Raw genomic sequence first — 12,365 nt, forward strand, 5'->3', positions numbered from 1 at the left:
CATGCCTGTTAACTCGCATCTTCCTTCCCGTCGCATCCTGGGCTTGGGCCTGTTGGCCGCCGTGCTGGCTGGCTGCACCTCGGTGCCGCTGGACGTGCCGACGCCGGCGCCCCGGCCCCAGCCGCCGCGCGAGCCGCAACTGGCGGCCTTCAGCACTCGCCTGGACGGCCGCAACCAGGTGCCGCCTGCCGCCAGCATGGGCACCGGCACGCTCGATGCGGTGCTCGACAAGAGCACCGGACTGCTGCGCTGGCGTCTGGCCTACAGCAACCTGAGCGGTCCGGTGACTGCGGCGCATTTCCACGGGCCGGCGCTGATCGGCATGAACGCGCCGCCGGTCATCACCATCGACGCCTCGCCCAATCGCGCGCCCGAAGGCCGGGCCAATCTCACGCCCTCGCAACAGGCCGAACTGCTGGCCGGCCGCTGGTACGTGAACCTGCACACGACGCGCTATCCCGACGGCGAGCTGCGCGGCCAGCTCATCGAGCGCCGCTGAGCCCGGGCCATGCGACTGCTCCTGCTGGAAGACGACCTCATGATCGGCGAGGCCGTGCTCGACCTGCTGCGCGCCGAGCACTATGCCGTCGACTGGGTCAAGGACGGCGAGGCCGCCGAGTCGGCCCTGCGCACGCAGGACTACGACCTGGTGCTGCTGGACCTGGGCGTGCCGCGCCGCGACGGCCTGGAAGTGCTGCGCGGCCTGCGCGCCCGCAAGCAGCGCATGCCGGTGCTCATCACCACCGCGCGCGACGCCGTGCAGCAGCGCGTCGAAGGGCTGGACGCTGGTGCCGACGACTACGTGCTCAAGCCCTACGACCTGGACGAGCTGCTGGCCCGCATCCGTGCGCTGCTGCGCCGCGCCGCCGGCCGGGCCGAGCCGGTGTACGAGCACAAGGGCGTGAGCCTGAACCCCGCCACGCACGAGGCCACGGTCGACGGCAAGCCGATGGTGCTCTCGGCCCGCGAATGGGCAGTGCTGGAGGCGCTGATCGCGCGGCCTGGCCTCATCCTCTCGCGGCCTCAGCTCGAAGAGAAGCTCTACAGCTGGAAGGACGAGATCAGCAGCAATGCGGTCGAGGTCTACATCCACGGCCTGCGCAAGAAGCTGGGCGCGGACCTGATCCGCAACGTACGCGGCGTGGGCTACATGGTCCCGAAGGAATGAATCGCCCGCGGCTGATGCGCTCGCTTCGGGCCCGGCTGCTGGCCTTTCTGCTGGCGGCCATCGTGCTGGCCGGTGGCATCCAGGCCGCCGTGACCTATCGCACCGTGCTGCGCGAGGCCGATGCCATCTTCGACTACCACATGCAGCAGATGGCGCTGTCGCTGCGCTCCGGCCTGCCACCCAGCGCTGCCGTGAGTGGTCTCGGTCCCTCGGAGCAGAACTTCGACTTCGTCGTGCAGGTGTGGACGCAGGACGGCCAGCGCATCTTCGAATCCGCCGACGAGGCGCTGCTGCCGCAACTGGCCGTGCTGGGCTTCGCCGAGGTGAATGCGCGCGGCACCACCTACCGCGTGCTGTCGATGCAGACGCGCGGCCTGGTCATTCAGGTGGCGCAGGACATGGCAGCGCGGCGGCAGATGGCCGGCAGCCTCGCCTTGCGCACCGTCGCCCCCGTGGCGCTGATGGCGCCGCTGCTGATGCTGGTCGTGTGGTGGGTGGTGAGCGGCTCCCTGGCGCCGGTCTCGCGGGTGCGCAGCCAGGTGGCCTCGCGGCAGCCCGACGACCTGTCGCCCGTGGGCGAGGAAGGCCTGCCCGAGGAAGTGCGTCCGCTGGTCGCCGAACTCAACCTGCTCTTCGAGCGCGTGCGGCGGGCCTTCGACGCGCAGAAGCATTTCGTGGCCGATGCCGCGCACGAGCTGCGCTCGCCGCTGGCGGCGCTCAAGCTGCAGGTGCAGTTGTTGCGCCGCGCCAGCGATCCGGCGGCGCATGAGCAGGCTGTGCAGCGCCTGGCCGCCGGCATCGACCGGGCGACGCGGCTGGTGGAGCAGTTGCTGACGCTGGCACGCAACGAGGCCCATGCCGCGGCCGGCGGCGAGGCCGTGCCGGTGGACCTGGCAGCGCTGGCTCGCGAGGCGATCGCAGATGCGTTGCCCGTCGCCGAATCCCGCCGCATCGACCTGGGTCTGGCGCGCGCCGACGCCGTCAGCGTGGCGGGCCATGTGGACGCGCTGCGCATCCTGCTGCGCAACCTGGTGGACAACGCCGTCAAGTACACGCCTGAAGGCGGGCGCGTGGACGTGACCGTGCAACAGAACGAGGACGGCGGCGCGGCGCTGATGGTCGAGGACTCGGGACCCGGCCTGGCCGAGTCGGACCGGGAGCGGGTCTGGGACCGTTTCTATCGTGCCCCGGACGCCGGTGCGTCGGGCAGCGGATTGGGGCTGGCCATCGTTCGCTCGGTCGCGCAACTCCATGGCGCGGAGCTGGCGCTGGACCGCTCGGCCACGCTGGGCGGGCTGCGCGTGCGGGTGCAGTTTCGAGGCTGATCGAGGCCGCCACGCCGCAGGCACGAGTTGCCCGTCTCTGACCTCCGTGAACGAAGAGTTCAGCCCTTTCCGGTCGCATCCGGTCGAGCGGGCTTGGCGGGGCTGAGCCGGTCGAGGCGCAGTCGTTGCCGGTCATCCGAGATCAGTCGGGCTGCCATGAAGACAGCGCCGACGCACGCCAGTCCGCCCGCCCCCGTGAGCAGCAGAAGAAGAACGATCTGGTACTTCGCCGCGTCGATGGGATCCATTCCTGCAAGCAGCTGTCCGGTCATGATGCCGGGCAGGGTGATGATGCCGGCGGCCGACATCTGGTTGATGATCGGAATGATCCCGCGTCGGACGGACGTGCGAACCAGCTCCTGCAATGCCGTCTTCATGGGCAGGCCGAGCGCCAGCTGGGCCTCGACACCGGGCCGGTGCAGGGCGATGCCGTCGAAGAAGGTGTCCAGTCCCAGGCTGGCTGCATTGAGCACGCTTCCCAGCACGATGCCCAGGAGCGGGATCGCATAGCGCGGGTCATGCCAGGGGTTCGGCCGGATCGCGGTGAGCAACGCCAGCACCACGGTGGCCGCGCTGGATATTGCCACCGTGGCGGCGGCGATACCGAAGTTGCCTCCGTTCGACAGCCGCCAGCTTGGCCTGGCCGCCACCTCGCGTGCAGCGGCGGCGACCATGACGAAGGCGACCAGCGCGGTCGCCAGTGGGGATTGCGTCTGGAACACGAGCCTCAACACCCAGCCCACCAGCAGCAGCTGCACCGCCATGCGCATGGCGGCCCAGAGCATCTGCCGGTGCACGCGTAGCTGAAGCAGCAGCGACAGGGCCGCATTGACAAGCGCAAGCAGCGCAGCAAGGGCGATGTCGGTGAAATGGAGGTGGATGACGTTCATGACGCTGACACGCGACCGCCGTCGACCACCAGCGAGCGCGCTGCCACCCGGTGGGCCTGCTCGTCCGAGTGTGTCACCCAGAGGATCGCCAGCCCCTGCGTGCATTGCCCATGCAGCAGGTCCTCATAGGCCTGCGTCGATTCGGAATCCAGTGCGGCCGTGGGCTCGTCCAGCAGCAGCACGGCAGGGTCACGGGCCAGTGAGCGCAGGAGCGCCAATCGCTGCCGTTCGCCGGTGGACAAGCGGAGAACCTCGGCGTCGAGCGATGTCTGCGGCAGGCCCAGTGCCTCGACCATCGTCGCGATACGCAAGCGCTGAGCGGCGTCGAAATGGTCACCCACCGTGGGTGCCCACCAGGCCGGCTCCGCCGACTGGTAGATCACTCGACGGCGCCATTGGGGCCCGCTGAACTGCTCCCGTGGCTGGCCGTCCAGCTCGACGGTGCCGCCGTTCGAGGGATCGAGGTCGGCGATCAGACGCAGCAGGACCGATTTGCCGGAGCCGGAGCGCCCCCTGATCGCGACACATTCGCCGCGCTCGAGCTGGAATGCGTGGGGGCCAGAGCGTGGCGATTGAAGATTTCGGACCACTAGCCGGGGTGGGATTGTCTGCATCCGCTGCGCGCTCGCTTCGAGATGCACGCCATGGTAAGGCGGCTCAGGCCAGGACCCCGGGACCTCGGTGTCGGACTGCTGAGGGCATCGGCGCTGGTAAGGAGTGCTTCTGGCCATGACGCTGCAATGGGATTCCGGCATCTACAATCCGGGCCCTTTGGGCCGTGGCCCCGATGGGCTCGATCCGGGAGTCGCTCGGGCCTTCCGCCAAAGCCAGAGCGCGAGCCGCATCAGCCAGACTCGATGGTGGCCCCAAATACCCCGGCGTGCCCGATCTGAAGTGCCACTGATGGCGGGCCGACAGGGCTTCATCTTGATGCGTCCGCCCTCGGCCCGCTGTGGGCCGTGCGCTGCAACCCAGCGCGCCGAGTAGGCCGCATGGCGCTCTGTGCCCGTTCCCTTGGCTCGGCGCGGGCCCGACAACACGCGTGTAGCCACATACCAGTCCTGACCATGAACACCCCAACGATGACCGACGAGCCGAAGCGCGCACCCAGCGTGGGCTTCATCTCTCTCGGCTGCCCCAAGGCGCTGACCGATTCCGAGCTGATCCTCACCCAGCTCAGCGCCGAGGGCTACCAGACCTCCAAGACCTTCCAGGGCGCCGATCTGGTGATCGTCAATACCTGCGGCTTCATCGACGATGCGGTCAAGGAAAGCCTGGACACCATCGGCGAGGCGCTGGCCGAGAACGGCCGTGTGATCGTCACCGGCTGCCTGGGCGCCAAGAGCGGCGACGGCGGCGGCAACCTGGTGCGCGAGCTGCATCCTGCTGTGCTGGCGGTGACGGGCCCGCATGCCACGCAGGAGGTCATGGATGCGGTCCACGCCAACCTGCCCAAGCCGCACGACCCCTTCATCGATTTGATTCCGCCCGCCGGCATCAAGCTCACGCCCCGCCACTACGCGTACCTGAAGATCAGCGAAGGCTGCAACCACCGCTGCACCTTCTGCATCATCCCGTCAATGCGCGGCGATCTGGTGTCGCGGCCCATCGGCGATGTCCTCAAGGAGGCCAAGGCGCTGTTCGAAGGCGGCGTCAAGGAGTTGCTGGTCATCAGCCAGGACACCTCCGCCTATGGCGTGGACATCAAGTACCGCACCGGCTTCTGGGACGGCAAGCCGGTGCGAACGCGCATGCTCGACCTGGTCGCTGCGCTGGGGGATATCGCCGAGCCGTATGGCGCCTGGGTGCGCCTGCATTACGTCTACCCGTATCCGAGCGTGGACGAGGTCATTCCGCTGATGGCTCAAGGTCGCGTTCTGCCTTACCTGGATGTGCCGCTGCAGCACAGCCATCCCGACGTGCTGCGGCGCATGAAGCGTCCGGCCAGCGGCGAGAAGAATCTGGAGCGCATCGCGCGCTGGCGCGAGATGTGCCCGGAACTGGTCATCCGCAGCACGTTCATCGCCGGTTTCCCGGGTGAGACGGAGGAGGAGTTCGAGCACCTGCTGGACTTCGTGCGCGCCGCCGGGATCGACCGTGCCGGCTGCTTCGCCTACAGCCCCGTGGATGGCGCCGCCGCCAACGAACTGCCTGGCATGCTGCCCGAGGCCGAGCGCGAGGCACGTCGTTCGCGCTTCATGGAGGTGGCCGAGGCCGTGTCGGCCGAACGTCTGCAGCGTCGCGTGGGCGCGACCATGCAGGTGCTGGTCGATTCGGCGCCAGGCCTGGGGCGCAAGGGTGGGGTGGGCCGCAGCTACGCCGACGCGCCCGAGATCGACGGCGTGGTGCGACTGCTGCCGCCCGAGAAGATCAGTAAGACGATGAAGGTGGGCGAGTTCACCAAGGCGCGCATCGTCGCCGCAGAGGGGCACGATCTGGTGGCGCTCCCCATTTGAGCGGGAGTGGAGGGGGCCTCGCCGGTCCCATGCCAACGCATCACGCGCAAAAACAAAAAGGCCATCCGAAGATGGCCTTTTTGCTGTGTCTTGGTGCCCAGGAGAGGACTCGAACCTCCACGATGTTACTCGCTAGTACCTGAAACTAGTGCGTCTACCAATTCCGCCACCTGGGCTCAATATCCATCGCTTTCGCGAGGAACATATCCGTTTCAGGAAAGCCTGCGATCATATCAGCGATCAGGAGAGTTGTGCAACTGACTGCCGAAAAATCTTTGCTGCCTGATTCCGGCAGGCGGTCGGCCGGGAGCCTGGACGCCTGCGGAGCAGCAATGGCTCTCACAAATGAAAAAGCCGCCGGGGTTGCCGGCGGCTTTTTGTTGGTGCCCAGGAGAGGACTCGAACCTCCACGATGTTACTCGCTAGTACCTGAAACTAGTGCGTCTACCAATTCCGCCACCTGGGCCAATTTCTGTCGTACCCTAGAGGGGTTAACGTCAAAATTTGTATGCGTTTCAGGAAAGAAGGAGATCATATCAAAAATCCCGCAGTTGCCAACCCCTTGTTGGAAGAGTTCGAAGGAACGGTGCAAGGTCACCGTGATGGCCATGGTTACGTGCAGCGCGACGACGGGGAAGCCGATGTGTATCTGCCACCGAACGAGATGCGGGCGGTGCTCCACAAGGACCGGGTCAAGGCGCGCATCGTGCGCACCGACCGGCGGGGGCGCCCGGAAGGGCGGGTGGTCGAGATCGTGGAGCGCCCTGCGCAGCCCATCATCGGGCGGCTGCTGAACGAAGGAGGCGTCTGGCTGGTGGCGCCTGAGGACAAGCGCTACGGCCAGGATGTGCTGATTCCCAAGGGCGCCACCGGCACCGCCAAGACGGGCCAGGTGGTCGTGGTGCAGCTCACCGAGCCGCCAGCCCTGTTCGGTCAGCCTGTGGGTCGCGTGGCCGAGGTGCTGGGCGAGATCGACGACCCCGGCATGGAGATCGAGATCGCGGTGCGCAAGTATGGCGTGCCCCATGTGTTCTCCGAGGCGTGCCTGGCCGAGGCCAAGGCGCTGCCCGACAAGGTGCGGCCCACTGACCGCCGGCACCGCATCGACCTGCGCGACATTCCCCTGTGCACCATCGACGGCGAGGACGCGCGCGACTTCGACGACGCGGTGTACTGCGAGCCCATGAAGATGGGCCGTGGCAAGACCGCGAAGACCGGCTGGCGCCTGCTGGTCGCCATTGCCGATGTCAGCGCCTATGTGAAGACCGGCTCGCCCATCGACATCGACGCCTACGACCGCGCCACCAGCGTGTACTTCCCGCGGCGGGTGATCCCGATGCTGCCGGAGAAGCTGTCGAACGGCCTGTGCTCGCTCAACCCGGACGTCGACCGCCTGTGCATGGTGTGCGACATGGTGATCACGGCCGAAGGCGAGATCGAGGCCTACCAGTTCTATCCGGCCGTGATGCACAGCCACGCCCGCTTCACCTACACCGAGGTGGCGGCCATCCTCGCCAACACGCGCGGCCCCGAAGCAGCGCGCCGCAAGGAGCGCGTGCAGGACCTGCTCAACCTGGCGGACGTGTACCGCGCCCTGCTGGCGCAACGCAGCAAGCGCGGCGCCGTGGACTTCGAAACCACCGAGACGCAGATCGTGTGCGACGAATCCGGCCGCATCGAGAAGATCGTGCCGCGCACGCGCAACGAGGCCCACCGGCTGATCGAGGAGGCCATGCTCGCCGCCAACGTCTGCAGTGCCGATTTCATCGCGCAGAGCAAGCACCCGGGCCTGTTCCGCGTGCACGAGGGCCCGACGCCCGAGAAGAAGGAGATCCTGCGCAACTACCTGCGGGCCATGGGCGTGGGCATGTCGATCACCGACGAGCCGCATCCCTCCGAGTTCCAGGCCATCGCCGAAGCGACCAAGGGACGCCCCGATTCGCAGCAGATCCACACCATGCTGCTGCGCTCGATGCAGCAGGCGATCTACACGCCGATCAACAGCGGCCACTTCGGGCTGGCCTATGACGCCTACACGCACTTCACCAGTCCGATCCGGCGCTATCCGGACCTGCTGGTGCACCGCGTGATCAAGGCGATCCTCGGCGGCGCGCGCTACCAGCTGCCGGTGCTGCCCACGCCGGGCGAGGCGCATGCCAAGCTGGCCAAGCGGCTCGCCTCGCGCGTGAAGGCGCCGACGCAGGCGCCGGCCAAGCTGCCTGCGGCGCAGACGAAGGAAACGCAGGCCTGGCAGGCTGCCGGCCTGCACTGCAGCGCCAACGAGCGTCGCGCTGACGAGGCGAGCCGCGACGTCGAAGCCTGGCTCAAGTGCAAGTACATGCGCGAGCATCTGGGCGAAGAGTTCGGTGGCGTCGTCACGGCGGCCACCACCTTCGGCATCTTCGTTACGCTGGACGCGATGTATGTCGAGGGCCTGGTGCACATCACCGAGCTGGGCGGCGAGTACTTCAAGTTCGATGAGGCGCGGCAGGAACTGCGCGGCGAGCGCACCGGCATCCGCTATTCCATCGGCACGCGCGTGCGGGTGCAGGTGAGCCGCGTCGACCTGGATGGCCGCAAGATCGACTTCCGCCTGGTGCGCGAGGGCGAGGACCTCACCGCCCGCGCCATGCGCGACAAGGGCGTGTCAGCGCAGGGCGTGCCGGTCAAGGCGTCGGAAAAGCGGCAGTCGCGCCAGCGTGCGGCGTCCAATTCGTCGCGCCACGAAGGCAACCTGCCGGCTTCGCCGATCCAGGCGCTGAAATCGGCCGTCAACAAGGCGGCTGGCAAGATCAAGAAGAAGCGCCGTCCGCCGCGTCCCTGAGTTTTCCCTTCACCCTGAGACTCCACCCGAAAGGCCATCGGCTTCCTGCATCGTCCCGGCGATGCGGCCGGTGGCCGGGTTCCTTTCCATGACCGACAAGAGTTCCAATCCTGCGGCCCGCGCGCCGCGCATCGCGATCGTCACTGGCGCCGGCTCCGGCATCGGCCGTGCCTCCGCCCTGGCCCTGCTGGCGGACGGCTGGAGCGTGGTGCTGGCGGGTCGCCGCCCCGAGCCGCTGGAGGCCGTGACCGACGAGTCCGGCGCGGGCGAGCGTGTCTTCGCCGTGCCGACCGATGTGACCCAGCCCGACTCGGTGGATGCGCTTTTTGCCGCCACCTTGCAGCGCTATGGCCGGGTCGACCTGCTCTTCAACAATGCCGGCGTGAGCAACCCGCCCGGTCCTTTCGAGGACTGGACGCCCGAGCAATGGAAGGGCGTCGTCGACATCAACCTCAACGGCATGTTCTATTGCCTACAACGCGCCTTCCGCGCCATGCGGGACCAGTCGCCGCGCGGTGGGCGCATCATCAACAACGGGTCCATCTCGGCCCACACGCCGCGGCCCAACTCCATGGCCTACACGGCCACCAAGCATGCAGTGGCCGGCCTCACCAAGACGGGTGCGCTCGATGGCCGCAAGTACGACATCGCGGTGGGCCAGGTCGATGTGGGCAACGCGCTCACCGAGATGGCTGCCAAGTTCCAGCGCGGCGTGCCGCAGGCCAATGGCGAGATCGCGGTCGAGCCGACGATGGACGTCAACGTCGTGGGCCAGTCGGTGCTCTACATGGCCAATCTGCCGCTGGAGGCCAATGTGCTCTTCCACACGGTGATGGCCACCAAGATGCCGTTCGTCGGTCGCGGCTGACGGGCGTGCGCGTCAGGCGGGCGGCGCCAGTCCGAGGCCGGCTTGGCGCGCCAGTTGCGACGCGCTGAACGGACGGTCGGCGGGCCAGCCGTCCGCGGCCGCTCCGTGCCACCACACGGCCTGGGTCGCGGCGCTTTGCGGATCGAGGCCGGATGCCAGGGCCGCGCCCACCATGCCGGCCAACACGTCGCCGGTTCCACCGGTGGCCAGCCGTGCGTTGCCCGTGGGATTGATGCGGGGGCAGTCGTCGGGGCTTGCGATCACCGAGCCGGAGCCCTTGAGCACGACGGTGCAGCCCAAGGCGTGCGCAAGCTGGCTTGCCGCGGCCAGACGATCCGCCTGCACGGCCTGGGTGTCGGTCTCCAGCAGCCTTGCGGCCTCGAGCGGATGCGGCGTGAGCACGGTGGCCCGATGGGCCTGCGCTCGTTTCTGCAGCAGTTCGCGCCAACCCGGGTGGCGCCCGAGTGCGTTGAGGCCATCGGCATCGAGCACCAGCGACTTCGCGCGGGAGAGCACCTCGGGCAGGAGCGCGTCCACGGCCGTGCCGCCCCCGCACCCGCAGACCACCGTCATCCGGTCAAGCGCCAGTGACCGAGGGTTGCGGCGCATGAGCGCATCGTCGGCCGCGGGCGAGGGCGCTTCGTCGTCCAGCAGGCCCACGAACACACGGCCTGCGCCCGCATGCAGCGCAGCGGTGGCCGCGAGCCACGCCGCGCCGGTCATGCCCGGGGCACCACCGATGACCGCGACGTCGCCGAAGCTGCCCTTGTGGCTGTCGTGCGGGCGCGAGGCATGTGCCGGGCGCCCAGGCAGTCGAGCATCCGGCGGGACACTGGCTCGATCGGCCCCCAGGTCGTAGAACCACACCACATCCGCCGCATCGCGGCCCTGCGCCGTGAACAGGCCGGGCTTGAGCGTGAGCAGGCTCAGGCAGTGGCGCAGGCCCGGACCTGCAACGCCCGGATCCACCGAAGACTGCCCTGTGTCCGCGTCCAGGCCGCTGGGCAGGTCGACCGCCAGTACGGGCGCGCCCCTGGTCTGCATGCGGCGCAGGTGATCGCGCATCCGGCCACCGGGCGCTCGCGAGGCGCCCAGGCCAAGCAGCGCGTCGACGGCCAGGTCAAAGTGCACGGGCGCCTCAGGGGCGATGGGGATGCCGGCCGCGCACAGACGGTCGAAGGCGTCGCGCGCGTCGGAGGGCAGCCGCTGCGCGTCCCCGTCGAAGGTGACGGTCACCCGCCGGCCGCGCCGCACCAGTTCGAGGGCCGCCGCGAAGCCGTCGCCGCCGTTGTTGCCGGGGCCGCAGGCGATCCAGATGCAGCGCGCGTGCGGGGCCAGGGCCATGGCCAGGCGCGCCGTCGCCGCGCCGGCACGCCGCATGAGCGTGTGCGCAGGAAGGTGGGCGGCAGCGGCTCGTTCGATACGCCGTGATGCGGCGATGCCGTGCAGCGGATGGGGCAGGGTGAGGTCCAGGCGGTGCATGGTGCGAGCATGCCTGAACCCGCGCGGCTCAGCGCCGCAGCAGGCGCTCCATGCCCAGGCCGTCGATGTCCACCTCGGGCTCGCGGCGGGCCACCAGATCGGCCAGCACGCGTGCGCTGCCGCATGACAGCGCCCAGCCGCTGGAGCCATGGCCCAGGTTCAGCCATACGCCGGGAACGCCGCTCGGGCCGATGATCGGCGGCCCGTCGGGCAGCATGGGGCGCGCGCCCTTCCACTGCTGCATGCCTGCGCTCAGATTGACGCCCCCCGGAAACCAGTCCTGCAGCACTTTGAAGAGCGTCGGCAGCGCCGCTGGATGGATGCGGCCGGGCTCGCCGCCGAGTTCGGCGCCGCCCGCCACGCGCACCCGCTGGCCTTGCCGCGAGATGGCCACCTTGAAGCGCTCGTCCATCACGGCGCTGCGCGGTGCATTCAAGGGCTCGCGTATCGGTGCGCTGATCGAGTGCCCGTACACCGGTGCGAGAGGGATCTGCAGTCCGAGGGGCGCCAGCAGCGGGACGGCGCCCAGGCCGGCGCAGACGACGATGGCATCGAATGCCACCGACTCGGAGCCCGAGGCCAGGCTGAGCGAACGCGGATGCGCAGCCGACAGCGGCGCGATGTCGCAGCCGAAATGGAACGCGGCCCCCAGGGCCTCGGCTTCGCGCTTGAGCAGCAGCGCGAACTGCCGGCAGTTGCCGACCTCGTCCTGGGGCAGGTGGATGGCACCGGCCAGGGCCGTGCCTTCGGCCAGGCCGGGCTCGATGCGGCGGGCGGCATCGGCGTCGACCACTTCGAAGGCGGCGCCGGCTTCGCGCAGGACGTCCAGGCCGGGCTGGATCAGCTTCTGTTCGCGCGCGCCGCGCAGCAGGACGAGGTAGCCATCGCTGCGCTCATAGGCCAGCTCGCGGCCTTCCACGATCCCGTGCAGGCGCTGCCGGCTGTAGAAGGCCAGGCGCTGCATGCGGCCGCGGTTGGCCAGGTAGGTCTCGAGCCGGCAGGCCTTCTGCCAGGCGCGCATGAAGGCGAGGTCGCGGCGGTGCAGTGGCCAGCGCAGCTTGATGGCGCCATGGGCCGACAGCAGCGAGCGCAGCACCTTCATGCGCATGCCCGGCGCGGCCCACGGTGTGACGTAGCCGGGGGCGACAACGCCGGCGTTGGCGAAGCTCGATTCCTCGGCGGCCGCCTGGCGGCGTTCGAAGACGGCGACGTCGTGGCCGTCGCAGGCCAGTTCCCAGGCAGTGGTGACGCCGATGATCCCGGCGCCCACGATGGCGATTTTCATTGGAGAGAAGAGGAGGGCAGGGCACGCCGCGCGCGGTCAGCCGATGCGCGGAGCATAGTTCAGGCAA

General features: G+C 68.8%; 10 protein-coding genes and 2 tRNA genes. 6 read left to right on the forward strand and 6 right to left on the reverse strand.

Features of this window, described 5'->3' with window-relative positions:
• The first annotated feature begins 1 nt into the window (after position 1).
• From DFR41_RS20425 to DFR41_RS20435, 3 genes are read left to right on the forward strand one after another with little or no spacing between them, the layout of a single operon-like run.
• The gene (locus DFR41_RS20425) at positions 2–499 is read left to right on the forward strand and encodes a CHRD domain-containing protein (protein WP_081682239.1); all 498 of its coding nucleotides are present in this window, start codon (positions 2–4) and stop codon (positions 497–499) included.
• 9 nt (positions 500–508) lie between these two features.
• On the forward strand, positions 509–1,168 hold the full coding sequence (locus DFR41_RS20430) for a response regulator (protein ID WP_017762036.1): 660 nt from the start codon (positions 509–511) through the stop codon (positions 1,166–1,168).
• Entirely contained in the window at positions 1,165–2,493 is a 1,329-nt protein-coding gene (locus DFR41_RS20435) for an ATP-binding protein (RefSeq protein WP_114804084.1), read from the forward strand. Before DFR41_RS20430 ends, DFR41_RS20435 begins: the two co-directional genes overlap by 4 nt.
• A gap of 59 nt (positions 2,494–2,552) precedes the next feature.
• On the opposite strand, the gene DFR41_RS20440 is transcribed toward DFR41_RS20435, so the two are convergent.
• Together DFR41_RS20440 and DFR41_RS20445 are read right to left on the reverse strand one after the other, a co-directional pair.
• Entirely contained in the window at positions 2,553–3,383 is an 831-nt protein-coding gene (locus DFR41_RS20440; protein WP_017762034.1) for an ABC transporter permease, read from the reverse strand.
• A complete protein-coding gene (locus DFR41_RS20445; RefSeq protein ID WP_231394193.1) occupies positions 3,380–4,024 on the reverse strand; it encodes an ABC transporter ATP-binding protein in 645 nt (214 codons plus the stop codon). Before DFR41_RS20445 ends, DFR41_RS20440 begins: the two co-directional genes overlap by 4 nt.
• 426 nt (positions 4,025–4,450) lie before the next feature.
• Between DFR41_RS20445 and rimO the strand changes: the two genes are divergently transcribed.
• Positions 4,451–5,839 carry a 30S ribosomal protein S12 methylthiotransferase RimO gene (gene rimO, locus DFR41_RS20450; protein ID WP_425326715.1) on the forward strand — a complete coding sequence of 463 codons (1,389 nt, stop codon included), beginning with the start codon at positions 4,451–4,453 and terminating at the stop codon, positions 5,837–5,839.
• Positions 5,840–5,930: 91 nt separating this feature from the next.
• Here rimO and DFR41_RS20455 read toward each other — a convergent pair.
• Positions 5,931–6,015 (reverse strand) — tRNA-Leu (locus DFR41_RS20455).
• 205 nt (positions 6,016–6,220) lie between these two features.
• A tRNA-Leu gene (locus DFR41_RS20460) sits at positions 6,221–6,305 on the reverse strand.
• A 42-nt stretch (positions 6,306–6,347) separates the two neighbouring features.
• Here DFR41_RS20460 and rnr point away from each other — a divergent pair.
• Positions 6,348–8,663, forward strand: a complete 2,316-nt coding sequence (rnr, locus tag DFR41_RS20465; protein WP_114804085.1) for a ribonuclease R — start codon at positions 6,348–6,350, stop codon at positions 8,661–8,663.
• Positions 8,664–8,751: 88 nt separating this feature from the next.
• Positions 8,752–9,531, forward strand: coding sequence for an SDR family oxidoreductase (locus DFR41_RS20470; protein WP_114804148.1), 780 nt, complete (start codon positions 8,752–8,754; stop codon positions 9,529–9,531).
• Positions 9,532–9,543: 12 nt separating this feature from the next.
• On the opposite strand, the gene DFR41_RS20475 is transcribed toward DFR41_RS20470, so the two are convergent.
• Both DFR41_RS20475 and DFR41_RS20480 read right to left on the reverse strand, forming a co-directional pair.
• Positions 9,544–11,013: an NAD(P)H-hydrate dehydratase gene (locus DFR41_RS20475; protein WP_114804086.1), complete on the reverse strand. Its 1,470-nt coding sequence runs from the start codon at positions 11,011–11,013 to the stop codon at positions 9,544–9,546.
• Between the two features lie 28 nt (positions 11,014–11,041).
• A complete protein-coding gene (locus DFR41_RS20480) occupies positions 11,042–12,298 on the reverse strand; it encodes a D-amino acid dehydrogenase (RefSeq protein WP_017759733.1) in 1,257 nt (418 codons plus the stop codon).
• Positions 12,299–12,365 lie beyond the last annotated feature (67 nt).

The organism is Pseudacidovorax intermedius (assembly GCF_003350475.1).
In the GTDB taxonomy this organism is placed as follows: Bacteria; Pseudomonadota; Gammaproteobacteria; order Burkholderiales; family Burkholderiaceae_C; genus Xenophilus; species Xenophilus intermedius.